The organism is Mesocryomonas fontinalis (assembly GCF_055730125.2).
On record NZ_JBUZWG020000012.1, the window covers coordinates 64,866 to 82,253 of the forward strand.

Sequence of the window (17,388 nt, forward strand, 5' to 3'; positions counted from 1 at the left end):
GAAAGCAAAGCCTGACCGGTCGGTCCTCCAAGGCAAAACCTGTCCGGTGCTCGGCCTATTGCAGCGGCCGGGACGAGGGGATCGGCACGCTCTGCGGCGGCGTCGGGGCAAAGCCTGCGGCGGAGGCGGGCAAGGCGGTGGTCGCCGATGGCGTCAAGGCCGGGCGCGTCGTCGCGGCATAGGCGGTGCCTCCGCCGTCCGGGGCGTTGAGCACGACGCGGCAGGCTTTCGGCATCGCCGACATCATCAGCGGCGCCCGCGGCTTCGGCGGCGGCGAGCCGGGCTTCGGCGGCTTCAGGGCGACGTTGAACCAGTAGTCGAGATCGCCGCAGCCGTCGTTGTTCGAGGGCCGGTCCTGCGCCTCGCAGCCGGGCGAACCCGCCTGGCAGGTGAGCCGGACGTGAAAATGCTCGTCGTGCCCGTACATCGGCCGGACCTTGCTCAGCCAGGAGCGGTCGCCGCCGACGGTCTGGCAGAGCTTGCGCTTGACCCCGGGGTTGACGAAGATCCGCTCGATCTTCGGGTTCACCGCGGCCAGTTTCAGGATGTTTTCGTAGCTCTTGTTCCACACGCGGTCATCGACCTGGAACGTGCCTTTCCGCAGCACCGAGCGGAACGGAAAGTCCTCGCGCTCCGCGGCCGTCAGGCGCGGCGAGGGCATCGGCTGGAACCAGATGTCGGCGTCGAGGCCGATCTGGTGCGAGGCGTGTCCCGAGGCCATCGGCCCGCCGCGCGGCTGCGAGATGTCGCCGACGAGGATGCCGGGCCAGATGCCCTTGGCGGCCGAGTCCTTGGAGAACTGCTCGAGGAAGGCAATCATCGCCGGGTGCCCCCAGCGGCGGTTGCGCGAGAGGCGCATTTCCTGCCAGGTCGGTCCGTCGATCGGCAGCGCCACGGCGCCGGCAATGCAACCCTTGGAATAGAAGCCGAGGCTTTCGGTCGGCATCGCCGCGGGCAGTTGCGCCGCGCCGAACAGCTGCTTGGCCGGCACGGATTGTGCTGCGGCCGGAAGGCCGCCCAGTGCGAGCGCGGCAAGCACCGTGGCGGCAAGGGTCGCGATGCCCGCGACCCGGTTCAGCGTTTTCCTGCTCATGCCCTGCACCCCGTCGGCGTCGCGCCGGCTCCCATCCCGCATGACGTGCACGCGGGGTGGGACCTTTTCGTGACCTTCGGCGACACTGGCGCCGGAAAGCCTGCGCGAAGCTGGCGGGTGGCTCAGGGGAGAACCGGCGTCATTCCGCTCTTTTCGATCGCCGGGGCGGCCGCCTTGGACGCGAGGAAGTCGATCAGCTCCTTGGCCGCTTCCGGCTGCTTCGACCCGACGACGAGGCCGGCCGAGAAGACCGTGACCTTCTGCACGTCGTCCGACAGCACCCCGACGAAATCCAGGCCCTCGATCGGCAGCAGTTCGGAGACCTGCTGGAAGCCGAGCTCGGCATCGCCACGGGCGACCACGGTCCCGACGCGCTCGCTCTCGATCCGCTTCGCCTTGTCCTTGATCGCCTCCATCACGCCGAGGCGCGGAAACAGCTCCTCCGACAGATACGTCCCGCTGGCGCTGGCGGAATAGGCGATCGACTTGGCGTCGAGCAGCGTCTTCTTGAGGGCCTCGGCCGAGGAGATGTCGGGCTTCGGCGCACCCTTGCGCACGGAGACGCCGATCAGCGAGTTCGCCAGATCGACGCGGCTGCCGGGCACCACCTCGCCGGCCTCGATCAACTTGTCCATCGCACCGGACGCCATGATGACGACGTCGGCCGGCTCGCCGCGCTTCAGCCGGCTGGGGATCGAGTCGGAGGCACCGCCTTGCGAGGCGCCATAGGCGCTCTCGACGTCGTGCTTCGACGCCGCTTCGAACGCCGGCAGGACCTCCTTGTAGGCCGCCGTCAGTCCGCCGGAAGCCATGACGTGGATCTCGGCCGCCAGCGGCGAGACCGTCGAGAGGACAAGGGCGGCAAGACCCGCGACGGCGGTCCCGGAAAGCCTGGAGATATGAAGCATGCGATTTCCTCCCAAATGCGTTCTGCCCCGACCGAGGCCGGGGCAGAAATGCACCTAGAAGGAGAATGCGACGAAAAGGCGCAGGGGCCGGGCGGCATCGCCGGAGAGTTGTGGGCGCGGCTCCGCCCTCACCGGCGTCAGGTCCGCAGCACGCCGCCTGCCGCCTTCGCCACCTGCGCGACGATCTTCGCCGACACCGCCTCCAGCTCCTCGTCCGTCAGCGTGCGCTCCATCGGCCGCAGCGTGAGCTCGACCGCCACCGACTTCTTGTCGTCGCCGAGTGCTGCGCCGACGAAGATGTCGAACACCCGGACCTCGGAGACCAGCTTGCGGTCGGCGCCCTCGACCGCGCGCAGGATCTTCTGCGTCTCGGTGGCGGCGTCGACGACGAAGGCGAAGTCGCGCCGCACCGGTTGGAAGCTCGACAGGTTGAGCACCGGCTTGGTGCGCGTGGCCTTGCGCTTCGGCTCGGGGATCTCGCCGAGAAACACCTCGAAGCCGGCGAAGGCACCGGTGGCGCCCATGGTCTTGAGGGTCCGCGGATGGAACTCGCCGAACTCGGCCAGCACGACCTTCGGGCCGAGCTTGATCCGGCCGGAGCGGCCGGGATGGTACCAGGCGCTGGCCCCAGCCTCGATCTGCAGGTTGGCGACTGGCGCGCCCGCGGCTTCGAGCGCTGCGATCGCATCGGCTTTGGCATCGTAGACGCCGACGGGCGCGGCATTGCCGCTCCAGAACCGTCCGGCGCCGGCAAGGCCCGCCGTGCCGCGCCGGATGCCGCCGGCGACGCGCCGCTGCCCGTCCGGCAGGTCCGACGCGTAGACATGGCTGACCTCGAACAGCGCGACGTCCGGATTGCCGCGCGCGGCGTTGCGGCCGGCGGCGGCAATCAGGCTCGGCAGCAGCGAGGGGCGCATGTCCGAGAGGTCGGCCGAGATCGGGTTGGCCAGCCGCAGCGTCTCCGCGCCGCCGCCGAAGGCCTTCGCATGGGCTTCCGGCACGAAGGAATAGGTCACCGCCTCGACCATGCCGCGGGCGGCGAGTGCCCGGCGCGCAGCCTTGTCGCGGATCTGCGGCGTCGTCAGGATGCGGCCGTTGACCGAGCCGAGCGGGGCGAGCGGCCGCGGTTCGATGAGGTCGACGCCCTTCATCCGCATCACCTCCTCGACGAGGTCGGCGCTGCCCTCGACGTCCGGCCGCCAGGTCGGCGGCACGACGTCGGCGCTTGTCCCGTCGGCGGTCACCTCGAAGCCCAAACGGGTGAGGAAGCCGGTCTGCTCCTCCGCCGACACGGCGAGGCCGGTCAGCCGCTCGACCTCGGTGAAGGCGAGCCGGATCGAGCGCCGCTCCGGCGCCGTCTTGCCGGTGACGGTGACATCGGTGGCGGTGCCGCCGCAGATCTGCAGCACCAGCCGCGTCGCGAGTTCCAGTCCCGGCTCCATGAAGTCCGGGTCGACGCCGCGCTCGAAGCGGTAGCGGGCATCGGTGATGATGCCGAGTGCCCGGCCGGTGCGGGCGACGTTCAGCGGCTCCCACAGCGCCGATTCGATCAGCACGTCGGTGGTGCCCTCGTCACAGCCTGACGCCTCGCCGCCCATGATGCCGGCAATGGACTCGACGCCCTTGTCGTCGGCGATGACGCACATGCCGGGCGTGAGCGCGTGGGTGCGCCCGTCGAGGCCGAGGATGGTCTCGCCCTCCCGGGCACTCCGCACCACCAAGCCGCCCGAGACCTTGGCGGCGTCGAAGACGTGCAGGGGGCGGCCGCAGTCGAAGGTGAGGTAGTTGGTGATGTCGACCAGCGCCGAGATCGGGCGGAGGCCGATCGCCAGCAGCCGCTTCTGCATCCAGTCCGGCGAGGGGCCGTTCTTGACGCCCGACACTTTGCGCAGCGCGAAGCCGCGGCAGAGACTGTCACCCCCGGGGAAGTCTAGCGTCACCGTGACCGGGCAAGGGCCATTGCCGGCCACAGGCGCGACGTCGAGCGGCTTCAGCCTACCGAGGCCGGCGGCGTTGAGATCGCGCGCGATGCCGTGAATGCCAGTGGCATCCGGCCGGTTCGGCGTCAGGCCGATCTCCACCACCGGATCGGCGAGATCGGCGTAGTCGGCAAAGGCCGTGCCGACCGGGGCATCGGCGGGGAGGTCGATGATGCCGTTGTGCTCGTCGGAGAGCAGCAGCTCGCGCTCCGAGCACATCATGCCGTTGGACTCGACGCCGCGGATCTTGCCGATGCCGAGCGTCACGTCGAGGCCGGGCACGTAGGTGCCGGGCAGGCCGAGCACGCCGACGAGCCCGGCGCGGGCGTTCGGCGCGCCGCAGACCACCTGCAGCGGCTTACCGCCGTTCACCTCGGGCCCGGCATCCACCATCAGCACCTGCAGCTTGTCGGCATCGGGATGGCGCTCGGCGCTGAGCACGCGGGCAATGCGGAACGGCCGCATCGCGGCCTTGTCGTCGATCCCGTCGACCTCGAGGCCGAGCGCGGTCAGCCTGTCGCAGAGCGCGGCAAGCGGGACCTCGGTCTCGAGATGGTCCTTCAGCCAGGAGAGCGTGAATTTCATGTGTCGTCGACCTCAGGTCAGCGGCCGCGGTTGAGCGCGGCGGAACGGATGTTGCGGGGACCGGTGGCGCTGCGGCCTGACGGGCAGGCCGGCGCCGTCGATCAGAACGGGCCCCGCGGGGAATCTGTCGGCGGCAGCGGCGCCGGCGTCGCCTCGACCGTAGCGATCGGCGCACGACCGGCAGCCTGGGTGAAGACGAAGCGGTAGACGAGAAGCGCCGAGAGGGCGAAGCCGAAGACCGCCAGCAAGGGGCCGATCGTCGTCGCGGCATTGCCGATCATCATCGCGCCGATCGCCACCGGCAGCGCGAAGCCGACGAAGAACGAGGCGAGCGCTGCCGGCGTCTGCGACATGTAGTGGTAGAAGACGGCGAAGATCACGCTGACCACCACGGCGACCGCGATGCCGCCGAAAGTGTCGATGAGGGCGAGATAGTCGCCGGCGAACAGCCAGGCGAGGATCAGGAACACCAGCACCCCGATCACCGCGCCGCAGACGACGCCGATCGCTTCCAGGAAGATCAGTCGGATGGACATCAGGACCCCGCCGCGTTGCGCGAGGGCGCAATTGCCCCCGGCGCCTTCTGGCCGCGCAGGATGCTGGCGACCGAAATATCTTCGTCTATCGCCGGCCAGTGCAGGCCCATCGGCGACAGCTCGATCAGGGACAGCGATACGGCATCGGCCGAAAGAAGACGCGGGTACCACCAGAGCGGCGCGCTGAGCTCCCGCCCATCCTGCAGGCGGACCCTCAACGCCCCGTCGTGGCAACTCGCCTCCACCGGCTGTGTCGCTTCGACGTCAACGTCCAAAATGCTCATGCCAGACCTCCAGGAACTCTGCCTGCTTGTCTCGAACAACCTTCAGCACCTCGCCGAGGTCCCGGTCGGAGAGACCGGCATTGGCTGCGAGGCGGAAGTCCCGCAGCCAGATCTTTGCTTCCCGCCCATCGCGCATGACGTGGATAGGCGGGGGCTCCCAACCATCTGCCGAGTAGAAGAAGAAGCGATATCCCTTCCACCGCAGCAGCGTCGGCATGTCAGCTGCTCAAGCCACCAAACAGCGTCGGCACGTCGAGCGGGCGGAAACCGTAATGCTCGATCCAGCGCACGTCGGCGTCGAAGAAGTCGCGCAAGTCCGGCATGCCGTATTTCAGCATGGCGATGCGGTCGATGCCCATGCCCCAGGCGAAACCCTGGTACTCCGCCGGGTCGAGGCCGACGCCTCTGAGGACGTTCGGGTGCACCATGCCGCAGCCGAGGATTTCGAGCCAGTCGGTGCCCTCGCCGAAGCGGATCTCCGAGCCGGAACGGTCGCACTGGATGTCCACCTCGAGGCTCGGCTCGGTGAACGGGAAGAAGGACGGGCGAAACCGCATGTTGAGGCTCTCGACCTCGAAGAAGGTCTTGCAGAACTCGGTCAGCACCCACTTCATGTTGGCGACGTTGGCCGACTTGTCGATGACCAGGCCCTCGACCTGGTGGAACATCGGCGTATGCGTGGCGTCCGAGTCCTGGCGGTAGGTCTTGCCGGGGATGACGATGCGGATCGGCGGCTTCTGCGCTTCCATGGTGCGGATCTGCACCGGAGAGGTGTGGGTGCGCAACAGCTTGCGCTCGCCATTGGCATCGGAGTTCAGGAAGAACGTGTCGTGCATCTCGCGGGCGGGATGGCCGACGGGGAAGTTCAGCGCGGTGAAGTTGTAGTGGTCGGTCTCGATGTCCGGCCCTTCCGCGATCGAGAAACCCATGTCGGCGAAGATCGCGGTGATCTCGTCGATCACCTGGCTGATCGGGTGCAGCCGGCCGCGGGAAGCGGGCGTCGCGCGCACCGGCAGCGTGACGTCGAGCGTCTCGGCCGCCAGGCGGGCGGTGATCGCGACATCGGCCAGCGCCTCGCGGCGCTCCGCCAGCGCCGCCGTCACGCGGTCGCGCAGGCCGTTGAGCTTCGGTCCCTCTTCGCGACGCTCGTCCGGGCTCATCTTGCCGAGCCCTTTCAGCAGCTCGGAAATCTCGCCCTTCTTGCCGAGCGCGGCGACGCGGATCGCCTCGAGCGCGGCCTCGTCGGAGGCGGCGGCGATGGCGGTCGTCAGTTGCGCCTCGAGCGCTGCAAGATCGGTCACGGTCCACTCCATACGGGTACGTCGATTGGCCCAGAGCGTCGTCCGTCCGCAAGGACGCACGACGCTCTCTCGGCCTTGCCGGGGTTCTAACGTGCCGGGCCTGCGAAGAAAAGCGTTCTGGCCCTTTGGCCGATGGTCGGCATCGCCATCAAAGAAAAAGGCCCGCGGGCAGATGCCGGCGGGCCTTTTGAAAGTCCGATGGAAAGCCTGCTGCCTCAGGCAGCTACGCTGCCCTTAGGCGGCGCGTACTTCGCCGATCGCCCGCTCGTACGAGTTGGGGTTCTGTTCCTTCAGGTAGTCCAGCGCGGCCTTGGCCGAGGCGCAGAGCGCCGCGAAGGCTTCCGGCTCGTGGATCGCGAGGTCGGACATGACCTTGCGGTCGACTTCGATGCCGGTCTTGGTCAGGCCGTCGATGAAGCGGGCGTAGGTCAGGCCGTGCTCGCGGACGGCAGCGTTGATGCGCTGGATCCAGAGGGCGCGGAAGTTGCGCTTCTTGGTGCGACGGTCGCGCGTCGCGTACTGCTTCGACCGGTCGACGGCGGCGAGCGCCGTGCGGATCGTGTTCTTCCGGCGGCCGCGGAAACCCTTGGCCTGCTCGAGAACCTTCTTGTGCTTGGCGTGCGAGGTGACGCCTCTTTTAACGCGTGCCATGATCTTGCTCCTTGATCTCTAACGCTGCCGGGCCGCTTAGCGGTTGTACGGCATGTAAATCTTGACGATCCGCTCGTCGGGCTTGGACAGAATCATCGTCCCGCTCGTGTTGCGCAGAAAGTCGTTGGAGCGTTTGATCATGCCATGGCGCTTGCCGGCAGGACCGGCCTTGACGCGGCCGTTGGCAGTGAAGCGGAAGCGCTTTTTCGCGGCCGCCTTGGTCTTCATCTTGGGCATTTTGCTCTCCTTGAGTGGAAGCGCGGCAGCGGTCACCGCTCGGGGAGCGGGGTCGCCAGCAATTCGAAGAATTTCGGACTGTCGCGCGGGGCATTGGGAACGGCCACGGCATGCCCTGCCGGGTCGCTCGGTCGAAGACGGTCCTATAGCGGACGGACCGGTGAAAAAGCAAGACCGGAAGCAGCTTTCGCCGTCCCGGTCTTGCGGTAATCCTGCATGGCTCGGCAGCAACGAAGCTTCCGGTCCCGGGGTGTCCCGTTCCCAAGCCGAAGCCGCAGCCTATGGCGGTCAGCCGCGCGGGGCGAGGACCATCATCATCTGGCGGCCTTCGAGCTTCGGCTCGGCCTCCACCTTGGCGATTTCAGCGGTTTCGTCGCGAACCCGGTTCAGAAGGACCATGCCGAGGTCCTGGTGCGCCATTTCACGGCCACGGAAGCGCAGCGTCAGCTTGACCTTGTCGCCCTCCTCGAAGAAGCGGCGGACCGCCTTCATCTTGGTCTCGTAGTCATGATCGTCGATGTTCGGACGCATCTTGATCTCTTTGACCTCGACCGTCTTCTGGCGCTTGCGCTGTTCGGCAGCCTTTTTCTGGCCTTCGTACTTCAGCTTGCCGAGGTCGAGGATCTTGCAGACCGGCGGATTGGCGGTCGGAACGATCTCGACGAGGTCGAGGCCGGCTTCTTCGGCGAGCGCCAAGGCTTCGGCTGTCGGTGTCGGGCCACGGTTCTGGCCTTCAGCATCGATCAGCTGGACGAAGGGGATCCGGATGTCCTTGTTGGAACGCGGCCCTTCCTTCTGGACCGGCGGCGCACGAAATGGTCTGCGAATGGTCGTTGTCTCCTGGCTGTTGACGACACACGTTGGCGATACACGGCGGCGGCGGATGGAGGGGCCGGCGGGTTGCCGGCCGGGCCCGCTCGGGCTCCGCTCACGCTGATGCTTTATCTTTGATGCCGGGCCCGATGCAGGTGTTTCAATCCACGCGTCACCCCGGTAGCTCCCCTGATATAGCACGGACGAACTGCATTTTCACCTCATCGTGTCAAGAAATGACGCGCCCCGCCCGAAACGGTCCGCAGGAAATCGCCATGAGCACCACGATCTCTCCCGACGCCCCGCATTTCATCGCCGTCGGCGCTGGGGAGGCGCGCCGAGACATCGCCTGCCGCAGCTTCGAGGGTTCGTCCCCCGCTCTGCTCTGGCTCGGCGGCTACCGTTCCGACATGCGGGGCGGCAAGGCCGAGCGGCTGTCGGCGCTGGCGGCAAGCGACGGGCTCGGCTTCTGCCGCTTCGACTATTCAGGGCACGGCGAGTCGGGCGGCAGCTTCCTCGACGGCACCATCTCGCGCTGGCTGGAGGAGGCGCAGGCGGTGCTCGCCGCCATGCCAGCGGGGCCGGTCATCCTCGTCGGCTCGTCGATGGGCTGCTGGATCGCGCTTCGCCTCGTCGCCGAACTGCGCCATGCGGGCGCCGGACAGCGGATCGCCGGCCTGCTGCTGCTGGCGCCAGCGCCCGACTTCACCCGCCGGCTCGTCGAGCCCGCTCTGTCGGACGTGCAGAAGGCCGATCTCCTGGCGAAAGGCTTCTGCACCGAGCCCTCCGCCTACTCGCCCGAGCCGACGGTCTATACCCGGGCGCTGCTCGAGGACGGCGCCCAGAACCTCGTGATGGAGGATCTGATCGAGACCTGCTGCCCGGTGCATGTGATCCAGGGGATGATGGACCCGGACGTTCCCTTCAGCCATGCCCTAGACCTGGTCACGCTGCTGCCCTCCGAGGGCGTGGTGCTGACCCTCGTCCGTGACGGCGACCACCGGCTGTCGCGCGAGGAGGACCTCCTGCGCATCGAGCAGGCCGCGCGCGATCTCGTCACGCAGGCGCGCGGCAGCTAAGGGCAAAGGTTCCCGTCCCGGGACGGGGTTGGCAGAATTGTCGCAGGCCTGTGACCGAAACGTCACAGGCCGGTCGTTCACCGGGTGAAGTGCCTGTGCCGCCGACGCTTTTCGGCTCGGTTGTCAACGCATACGGCTGCCGATGGCGCGTCATCGGCCGTCGAAAGCTTGCCTCAGCCATGTTCCAGCCGGGACCGCCGCGTTGACTAGATTTTGCAATGCACCCACCATCCCCTGGTCAGCAGATATTTCCGGTCTCGGAGGTCAGGCATGCAGGGAGCTCGCGCCATCGGCGCCGGGTTGGCGGTTGTCCTATGGGTTTTGACAGGGGTGGGTGCCGCGAGCGCCGACGCCATGACCGTCGGCCTTTCGACCACGGTGCCCATCGGACATCATCTCTTCTGCCAGGAAAACCAGGGCGACTGTACGCGCCAGCCCGGGCCGCTCGCGCCGCCTTTGGCACTGACCACCGTCCTCGCCGCGACCGTCGCCGCGATCAACACCGCCACCAATGCGGCGATCGAGCCGATGTCGGATCTCGCCCAGTACGGCGTCGAGGAGCGCTGGACCTATCCCAGCGGGCGCGGTGACTGCGAGGACTACGTGCTCGCCAAGCGCCGGGCCTTGCACGCTGCCGGCATCTCGCTCGACGACCTCCTGATCACCGTGGTGCGCAAGCGCAATGGCGAGGGCCACGCGGTGCTGACGCTGCGCACCACGGCGGGCGACTTCGTGCTCGACAATCTCGACTGGCGGGTCAAGCCCTGGCGGGAGACGCCCTATACCTACGTCAAGCGGCAGAGCGCGCTCGACCCGCGCGACTGGCTGTCGATCACCGGCGGCCTCGACGTGGCGACCAGCGCGGTGCGGAAGTAGGCGGGGGGTGCGAAGTCGAAGAGGCTCGCGGCGCTACCGCTCGTCCTCGTCGGTCTCGGGGCTCGAAAGCTCCTCGGCCGGTCCGGGAATGACGTAGCTGCCGGAGAGCCAGCGGTTGAGGTCCACCGCCTTGCAGCGCGGCGAGCAGAACGGAAACGTCGCCTGGCTCGATGCCTTGCGGCATTCCGGGCATTTTCCGCGCGGGCGCAGCGGGGTGACCGTCGCCGTCATGTCGCGGTCACGTCGCTGACGGGGCCGCGCCGGGATCGCGCCAGCGCTGGTGGATGTCGAAACCCTCGCCGCCGATCAGCGCGATGGTCTCGTAGAGCGGCAGGCCGACGACATTGGTGTAGGAGCCGACGAGGCGCACCACGAAACTTCCGGCAAGGCCCTGGATGGCGTAGCCGCCCGCCTTGCCGCGCCATTCGCCGGAAGCCAGATAGCTGTCGATGTCGTCGCGCGACAAGCGCTTGAAGCGCACCCGCGTCTCGACCAGCCGCTGGCGCAGCTTTTCCGACGGGCCGATCAGGCAGACGCCGGTGTGGACGCGATGGGTGCGGCCGGAGAGGATGCGCAGGTTCGCCACCGCGTCGTCGATCAGCTCGGCCTTCGGCAGGATCTGCCGGCCGACGGACACGACGGTGTCGGCCGAGAGCACCAGACGGTTCTCCCCCTCGCCGCGCTCCTTGAGGATGGCGAAGGCGGTCTCGGCCTTGGTCTTCGACAGCCGCTTGGCGAGCGAGCGCGGGTGCTCTGCGCGTTCCGGCGTCTCGTCGACGTCGGCCGGCAGCAGCCGCTCGGGCTCGATGCCCGCTTGCTGCAAGAGCTCCAGCCGCCGGGGCGAGCCGGACGCGAGCACGAGGTGGAGCTTCGTTGCCATCAGGCCGCGCGGTCCCGCCGCTACTTGAAGCGGTAGGTGATGCGACCCTTGCTGAGGTCGTAGGGGGTCATCTCGACCAGCACCTTGTCACCGGTCAGCACGCGGATGCGGTTCTTGCGCATGCGGCCGGCAGTGTGCGCGATGATCTCGTGGTCGTTCTCGAGCTTGATGCGAAAGGTCGCATTCGGGAGGAGTTCGGTCACCAGACCCGGGAATTCGAGAACTTCTTCTTTCGCCATACGGACCTCAAACGGGAAAGGCGGCCGACGCTTTGGTCGGACCCGCCAGGGACGGCCACGTCGCGACGTGGCCCTGAAGGAATGAATTGCGCCTTAAATCAGGCCTTTCGGCCTAAAAAGCAAGGCGGCGGGCGGCACGATGCCGTCCGCAAGGTAAAATCGCGCCAGCGCCGCCCTGGCAGAAGGGCGGCGAGGGCCGCTTAGCCGGAGATGCGCTCGACATCGGCGCCGCAGGCGACGAGCTTCTCTTCCAGCCGCTCGAAGCCGCGGTCGAGATGGTAGACGCGGTTGACCATGGTCTCGCCGTCCGCGACGAGGCCGGCGATGACCAGCGACACCGAGGCGCGCAGATCGGTCGCCATCACCTGGGCGCCGGCGAGCCGCGGCACGCCCTCGATCGTCGCGACCTGGCCGGACAGCGAGATCTTGGCGCCGAGGCGGGCCAGCTCCTGGACGTGCATGAAGCGGTTCTCGAAGATCGTCTCGGTGATGTGCGAGACGCCGCTCGAGCGCGTCATCAGCGCCATGAACTGCGCCTGCAGGTCGGTCGGAAAGCCCGGGAAGGGGTCGGTGATGACGTCCACCGGCTGCACGCCGCCGCCATTGCGCACCACCCGCACGCCGTTCGGCACGTCGGTGATGACGGCGCCGGCCTGGCCGAGGGCGGTGAAGGCGTTCTGCAGGAGATGCGAGCTGGTCCCGTCGAGGATCACGTCGCCGCCGGCCATGGCGACCGCGATGGCGTAGGTGCCGGTCTCGATCCGGTCCGGCAGGACGCGGTGGCGGGCGCCCGACAAAGCGGTGACGCCGTCGATGGTGATGGTCGGCGTGCCCGCGCCGGAGATCTTCGCGCCCATGGCGTTGAGGCAGGCGGCAAGGTCCACCACTTCCGGCTCGCGCGCGGCGTTCTCGAGGACGGTCTGGCCCTTGGCGAGCGCTGCCGACATCATCATCACGTGCGTCGCACCGACCGAGACCTTCGGGAAGACGAAGCGGTTGCCGACGAGGCCGCCCTTGGCCTCGGCGACGATGTAGCCGTTCTCGATGTCGAGCGTCGCGCCGAGCGCTCGCAGGCCGTCGATGAAGAGGTCGACCGGCCGCGTGCCGATAGCGCAGCCGCCGGGCAGCGAGACCTTGGCCTTGTGCATCCGGGCCAGCAGCGGGCCGATCACCCAGAAGCTCGCGCGCATCTTCGAGACCAGCTCGTAGGGAGCGGTGGTGTCGACGATGGTGCGCGCGGTGAAGTGGATGGTGCGGCCGTTCGAGGGCGTCTGGCTCATCCGCTTGCCGCTGACGGAATAGTCGACGCCGTGGTTGCCGAGGATGCGGATCAGCTGCTCGACGTCGGCGAGATGCGGCACGTTCTCGAGCGTCAGCGTGTCGTCGGTGAGCAGCGAGGCGATCATCAGCGGCAAAGCGGCGTTCTTGGCGCCGGAGATCGGGATCGTCCCGTTCAGCGTGTTGCCGCCCCTGATGCGAATACGGTCCATGTAAATACTGTCCAGCCTGGCACGAGCGGTAGAAGATCTCAGCGGCGCTACCAGCCAAACGCGCTGACAATGAGGCCCGAACGATCCGTCGTTGCAGCCGGCAGCGGCTGTTGCGGCGATGTCACGATCGGTGGACCGCTCTACACCAGCACCGTCCGACATTCAAATCCACCGGACATCGCCGGCAAACGACCGGCGCCAGGCAAATCCGCCGGGCGTCACCGGCAAACGACCGGCGTCAGGGCCGGATCAGCGTGGTGATGCCGAAGATGACGAGGGCGGCCAGTGCCAGCCGCCAGAAGTCGATGCGCCGGCGGAGCAGCGGCAGGCCCAGCGGGCGGATCACCTGGACCAGCATCAACAGGCAGATCAGCAGGGAGAAGAGCTTGGTCATCGGCCGCCACTTCTAGAGCGCCGTGCATCCGCAAGGACGCACACAGGACGCTCTGTCTGATGGGAGCTAGAGCATCTTTCTTTGAGGGAGTGAGTCCACCCCATCGCAGGATGCTCTAGCCGAGCCGCCCGCTGCCCGCCATGCGCTGCGGCATTATCTTCGCGGCCGGTATCAAAAAGGCCCGGCCGCCGTGTGGCGACCGGGCTCGTGTTTCACGCTGAAGGCGACGGCTCGACGCCGTGCGCTGTTACTTCGGCATCAGGACGGAGCCGATGACGTGCACGACGCCGTTCTTCTGCTTGACGTCGGCGGTCTGGATGACCGAGCCGTTGCCCTTCTGGTCGATGACGATGAGCTTGCCCTTGCTCATCTTGACGGTCAGAGGGGCGCCCTCGACCGAGGTGAGGTGCATGCCGCCCTTCTTCTTGGCGCCAGCCATCAGTTCCTTGGCCGAATAATTGCCGGAGACCACGTGGTAGGTCAGGATCTTGGTCAGGGTCGCCTTGTTCTCGGGCTTCACCAGCGTCTCGACGGTGCCGGCCGGCAGCTTGCCGAAAGCCTTGTCGGTCGGGGCGAAGACGGTGAACGGGCCCTTGGACGCGAGGGTGTCGACGAGGCCAGCGGCCTTCACGGCGGCAACGAGCGTCGACAGGTTCGGGGCGTTGGGCGCGTTCTCGGCGATCGTCTTGGACGCGTACATCGGCGCGCCGCCGACTATTACCTGGGCGGAGACGGGGCCGGCCAGCGCGAGTGCTCCGGCGAGGATGGCGGCATAGGTCGAAAGGTTGCGGCTCATGTCAGGGCTCCCTGTTTCTCCCCGTTGTGGAGAGGTGCGGGATATACGAGTGCTCCCGAAGCAACGGATGCAGGTGGCCTACGAATAATTTGAAGGCGAGGCCGATTGATTGCAAAAGCGCGCGCCTTATCCGTCGTCTTCAGCAGAAAGTGCTTAGAAAACGCGGGCTTACTTGCGCGGCGCATGTAATGGCGGCGGAATGTCGCACAGCCGGGGGGCTCAAGCCTGCCGGCCTCAGCGCTGGTCGGGTGCCCGCGTTGTCGAACGCGCAGAACCGTAAGGCCCCCGAACTTGTCGCACGGGGCCATGCGATCGCCGTGCGCCCGATCGGACACACGGCGCGCTAGATTTCCTTGAGCTCGCCCGTGGCGATGACCGGGCCGGTCGGCTGTCCGGTCGGCGAGCCGCCCGGCGGCTCCAGCGAGATCGCCAGCATCCCGCCCTTGGCAAGCTGTTCGCGGGTGATGTCGATGCGCAGCGGCGCGGTGGCGCTGAGGAGGCCGAGCGACACCGGGTTCTTCTCCGGTTCGATCAGCCACAGCTGCTGCGCGTTCGCAGAATCGGCATTCGCCGAGACCGGCACCAGCGTCGCACTCAGCGCGCCGGGATAGACCACCGCGGTATAGAGCGGCGCACCGCCACCCTCGGCCGCAAGCGAGGCGGTGAGCGGCGGCAGCTGCGGTCGCGGCTGGACGACGACGAACAGCAGCGCAAGGCTGGCGGCCAGAAGGCCGAAAGAGCCGACGCCGAACCATTGCCAGAGGTGCGACACGCGACCGGTCGTGGCAGGAGCGACGCCTGGCGTCAGCGCGGCGCGGACACGGGCGATGCGGGCAAGATCGGTGTCGATCGCCTGCCAGAGGCCTGCCGGCGGCTCGACCGGCTCGATCGCCGTCAGCATGGGAGCAAGGCGCGTCTCCCAGTCCTCGACGGCGCGGGCGAACGCCGCATCGAGGCGGACGCGGCGGGCGGCCCGGCTGCGGCCGGCGCCATCCAGAACGCCCAGAGCGTATTCGGCGGCAAAGATGTCGTCGTCGACGAAGTCGGCAGCGTCGCTCATCGGTCGAGACACCCTTTGAGCTTGGCGAGGCCGCGGCGGATGAGGCTCTTCATCGTCCCGATCGGCGTGTTGTCGCGCGTCGCCAGCTGCTCGTAGGTATGCCCGCCGTAGAAGGCGGACACGATGGCGCCGCGCGCCCGCTCGTCGAGGGTCTCGAGGCAGTCGACCAGCTGCTGGTTGGCTTCGCTGCGCTCGAGCATGGCGAGGCCGTCAGGATCGGGCGCCGCGATATCCAGCGCCGCGTCGACCGGCCGGTCCCGCAATCGGGGGCCGACGACCCGCAGGCGGTCGATGGCGCGGTTGCGGGCGATGGTCGCCAGCCAGGTGATCGGGCTCGCGCGGGCGGCGTCGAAGCGGTCCGCCTTGTTCCAAACCGTGAGATAGACTTCCTGCAGCACGTCTTCCGCCTCTTCCCTGTCGGATAAGATACGCAGGCAGACGCCGAATAGCTTCGCGGAAGTTCTCTCATAGACATCACGCAAGGCGGAGCGATCGCCGTCGGCCACCGCCTGCAGCTTTTCCACCAGGAATTGACGCGCTTGGTCCACGCTCACGGTCTCATCAGCCAGTCTCGCATTGCGTGTCCTAACCACCAGCGGTAGCCGCGCTTGTCAATCGCTGCCGGCCTTGCCCGGCTAAGTTGCCACTGCCGGCCGTTGCCCGGATTAGCAGGGCCACTGCCCGCCCTTGCCCGCCTTAGTAGGGCGCCTCTGCCGATCCCATCTCGACATAGACGGACTTCAGCTGGGTGTAGTGTTCGATCGCCGCGCGGCCGTTCTCCCGGCCGAAGCCCGAGCGTTTCATGCCGCCGAACGGCATCTCGACCGGCGTCAGATTGTAGGCGTTGATCCAGCACGTCCCCGCCTGGAGTTTCGCCACCACCCGGTGGCCGCGCGCGATGTCGCGGGTGAACACGCCGGCGGCAAGGCCCATCTCGGACGCGTTGGCGCGGGCGATCACTTCCGCCTCGTCGTCGAAGTCGAAGATGCACATCACCGGGCCGAAGATCTCCTCGCGGCCGATCCGCATCGCGTCGGTGACGTCGGTGAAGACGGTCGGCTCGACGAACAGCCCTTCGGCAAAGTTGGCGGGCCGTGCCGCCTTGCCGCCGAGCGCCAGCGTCGCGCCCTCCTCGGTGCCGAGCGCGAGATAGGCGAGCACCCGGTCGTACTGGGCGCGCGAGACCAGCGGGCCCATGTCGGTCGCCTCGTCCATCGGATCGCCCAGCCGGATCTTCCGCGCCCGCTCGACCAGCTTCTCAACGAAGGCCGCCCGCACGCTGCGCTCGACGAAGACGCGCGTGCCATTCGAGCAGATCTGGCCGGTCGAGTAGAAATTGCCGAGGATGGCGCCGGAGACGGCGGCATCGAGGTCGGCATCGGCGAAGACGATGATCGGCGACTTGCCGCCGAGTTCGAGCGTCACCGGCTTGGTCTGCATGGCGGCCGCCTGCATCACCCGCGCGCCGGTGGCGATCGAGCCGGTGACCGAGACCTTCGAGACGCGGGGATGGCCGACCAACGCCGCGCCGACGTCGCCGGCGCCCTGGACGACGTTGTAGACGCCTTTCGGAACGCCCGCCTCGATCAGGATCTCGGCAAGCTTCAAGGCCGACAGCGGCGTCACCTCCGAGGGCTTGAAGATCATCGCATTGCCGCAGGCGAGCGCCGGCGCGGCCTTCCAGCAGGCGATCTGGATCGGGTAGTTCCACGCGCCGATGCCGACGCAGATGCCGAGCGGCTCGCGCCGCGTATAGGCGAAGGAGCCGCCGAGATCGATGTATTCGCCTTTGATGTCGGCGGCGAGCGCGCCGAAATATTCGAGGCAGTCGGCACCCGAGGCGGCGTCCGCCACCAGCGTCTCGACGAGCGCCTTGCCGGTATCGAGGGTTTCCAGTTCCGAAAGTTCGCGGTTGCGCGCGCGGATGATCTCGGCGGCGCGGCGCAGGATGCGGCCGCGCTCGGCGCCGGTCTTGGCCGCCCATTCCGCCTGACCGATGGCGGCGGAAGCGACCGCCTTCTCCACCGTTTCCGTCGTCGCGGCATGCAGCCGCGCGATGGCTTCGCCGGTCGCGGGGTAGAGGCTCTCGAACACCGCACCGGCGGGATCCTCGACATAGGCGCCGTGGATGAAGTGGGAGGCTGTCGGCTGGGCGCGCATGGCGATCTCTCCTGACCTGAAGACGTC

Annotated in this window: 21 protein-coding genes; 2 read left to right on the forward strand and 19 right to left on the reverse strand. The window is 67.8% G+C overall.

Features of this window, described 5'->3' with window-relative positions:
* Positions 1–55 precede the first annotated feature (55 nt).
* From mepA to infC, 10 genes are all read right to left on the reverse strand, one after another.
* Positions 56–1,093, reverse strand: a complete 1,038-nt coding sequence (gene mepA, locus ACZL02_RS22930; protein WP_472941023.1) for a penicillin-insensitive murein endopeptidase — start codon at positions 1,091–1,093, stop codon at positions 56–58.
* Positions 1,094–1,215: 122 nt separating this feature from the next.
* Positions 1,216–2,001: a molybdate ABC transporter substrate-binding protein gene (gene modA / locus ACZL02_RS22935; RefSeq protein ID WP_472941024.1), complete on the reverse strand. Its 786-nt coding sequence runs from the start codon at positions 1,999–2,001 to the stop codon at positions 1,216–1,218.
* 137 nt (positions 2,002–2,138) lie between these two features.
* Positions 2,139–4,565 carry a phenylalanine--tRNA ligase subunit beta gene (pheT, locus tag ACZL02_RS22940; protein ID WP_472941025.1) on the reverse strand — a complete coding sequence of 809 codons (2,427 nt, stop codon included), beginning with the start codon at positions 4,563–4,565 and terminating at the stop codon, positions 2,139–2,141.
* A 101-nt stretch (positions 4,566–4,666) separates the two neighbouring features.
* Positions 4,667–5,101, reverse strand: a complete 435-nt coding sequence (locus ACZL02_RS22945; RefSeq protein ID WP_472941026.1) for a hypothetical protein — start codon at positions 5,099–5,101, stop codon at positions 4,667–4,669.
* Positions 5,101–5,385 (reverse strand): DUF2442 domain-containing protein, encoded by a 285-nt coding sequence (locus ACZL02_RS22950; RefSeq protein ID WP_472941027.1) that lies wholly within the window; start codon positions 5,383–5,385, stop codon positions 5,101–5,103. Before ACZL02_RS22950 ends, ACZL02_RS22945 begins: the two co-directional genes overlap by 1 nt.
* Positions 5,366–5,602: a DUF4160 domain-containing protein gene (locus ACZL02_RS22955; RefSeq protein ID WP_472941028.1), complete on the reverse strand. Its 237-nt coding sequence runs from the start codon at positions 5,600–5,602 to the stop codon at positions 5,366–5,368. Before ACZL02_RS22955 ends, ACZL02_RS22950 begins: the two co-directional genes overlap by 20 nt.
* Before the next feature lies 1 nt (position 5,603).
* Positions 5,604–6,698, reverse strand: coding sequence for a phenylalanine--tRNA ligase subunit alpha (pheS, locus tag ACZL02_RS22960; RefSeq protein ID WP_472941029.1), 1,095 nt, complete (start codon positions 6,696–6,698; stop codon positions 5,604–5,606).
* Positions 6,699–6,920: 222 nt separating this feature from the next.
* Complete coding sequence (gene rplT / locus ACZL02_RS22965) at positions 6,921–7,337, reverse strand: 50S ribosomal protein L20 (protein ID WP_472932013.1); 417 nt, start codon at positions 7,335–7,337, stop codon at positions 6,921–6,923.
* A 36-nt stretch (positions 7,338–7,373) separates the two neighbouring features.
* On the reverse strand, positions 7,374–7,574 hold the full coding sequence (gene rpmI, locus ACZL02_RS22970) for a 50S ribosomal protein L35 (protein WP_472932014.1): 201 nt from the start codon (positions 7,572–7,574) through the stop codon (positions 7,374–7,376).
* 288 nt (positions 7,575–7,862) lie between these two features.
* On the reverse strand, positions 7,863–8,402 hold the full coding sequence (infC, locus tag ACZL02_RS22975) for a translation initiation factor IF-3 (protein WP_472932380.1): 540 nt from the start codon (positions 8,400–8,402) through the stop codon (positions 7,863–7,865).
* A gap of 260 nt (positions 8,403–8,662) precedes the next feature.
* Between infC and ACZL02_RS22980 the strand changes: the two genes are divergently transcribed.
* On the forward strand, positions 8,663–9,466 hold the full coding sequence (locus tag ACZL02_RS22980; protein ID WP_472941030.1) for an alpha/beta hydrolase: 804 nt from the start codon (positions 8,663–8,665) through the stop codon (positions 9,464–9,466).
* A 270-nt stretch (positions 9,467–9,736) separates the two neighbouring features.
* Entirely contained in the window at positions 9,737–10,342 is a 606-nt protein-coding gene (locus tag ACZL02_RS22985) for a transglutaminase-like cysteine peptidase (protein WP_472941031.1), read from the forward strand.
* Positions 10,343–10,375: 33 nt separating this feature from the next.
* Here the strand turns inward: ACZL02_RS22985 and yacG are convergent, their stop codons facing one another.
* The 9 genes from yacG to betB form a co-directional block, all read right to left on the reverse strand.
* Positions 10,376–10,573, reverse strand: coding sequence for a DNA gyrase inhibitor YacG (gene yacG / locus ACZL02_RS22990; RefSeq protein WP_472941032.1), 198 nt, complete (start codon positions 10,571–10,573; stop codon positions 10,376–10,378).
* A 7-nt stretch (positions 10,574–10,580) separates the two neighbouring features.
* Positions 10,581–11,222: a Maf-like protein gene (locus ACZL02_RS22995; RefSeq protein ID WP_472941033.1), complete on the reverse strand. Its 642-nt coding sequence runs from the start codon at positions 11,220–11,222 to the stop codon at positions 10,581–10,583.
* Positions 11,223–11,242: 20 nt separating this feature from the next.
* Positions 11,243–11,461 carry a translation initiation factor IF-1 gene (gene infA, locus ACZL02_RS23000; protein ID WP_056509387.1) on the reverse strand — a complete coding sequence of 73 codons (219 nt, stop codon included), beginning with the start codon at positions 11,459–11,461 and terminating at the stop codon, positions 11,243–11,245.
* 200 nt (positions 11,462–11,661) lie between these two features.
* The gene (gene murA, locus ACZL02_RS23005; protein WP_472941034.1) at positions 11,662–12,951 is read right to left on the reverse strand and encodes a UDP-N-acetylglucosamine 1-carboxyvinyltransferase; all 1,290 of its coding nucleotides are present in this window, start codon (positions 12,949–12,951) and stop codon (positions 11,662–11,664) included.
* 238 nt (positions 12,952–13,189) lie between these two features.
* The gene (locus ACZL02_RS23010) at positions 13,190–13,345 is read right to left on the reverse strand and encodes a hypothetical protein (protein ID WP_472932020.1); all 156 of its coding nucleotides are present in this window, start codon (positions 13,343–13,345) and stop codon (positions 13,190–13,192) included.
* Between the two features lie 247 nt (positions 13,346–13,592).
* Complete coding sequence (locus tag ACZL02_RS23015; RefSeq protein WP_472941035.1) at positions 13,593–14,141, reverse strand: fasciclin domain-containing protein; 549 nt, start codon at positions 14,139–14,141, stop codon at positions 13,593–13,595.
* Between the two features lie 343 nt (positions 14,142–14,484).
* Positions 14,485–15,201, reverse strand: a complete 717-nt coding sequence (locus tag ACZL02_RS23020) for an anti-sigma factor (protein ID WP_472941036.1) — start codon at positions 15,199–15,201, stop codon at positions 14,485–14,487.
* Entirely contained in the window at positions 15,198–15,749 is a 552-nt protein-coding gene (locus tag ACZL02_RS23025; RefSeq protein ID WP_472941037.1) for a sigma-70 family RNA polymerase sigma factor, read from the reverse strand. The genes ACZL02_RS23020 and ACZL02_RS23025 overlap by 4 nt, the downstream gene beginning before the upstream one ends.
* A gap of 148 nt (positions 15,750–15,897) precedes the next feature.
* Positions 15,898–17,361, reverse strand: a complete 1,464-nt coding sequence (gene betB, locus ACZL02_RS23030) for a betaine-aldehyde dehydrogenase (RefSeq protein ID WP_472941038.1) — start codon at positions 17,359–17,361, stop codon at positions 15,898–15,900.
* Between the last annotated feature and the right edge of the window lie 27 nt (positions 17,362–17,388).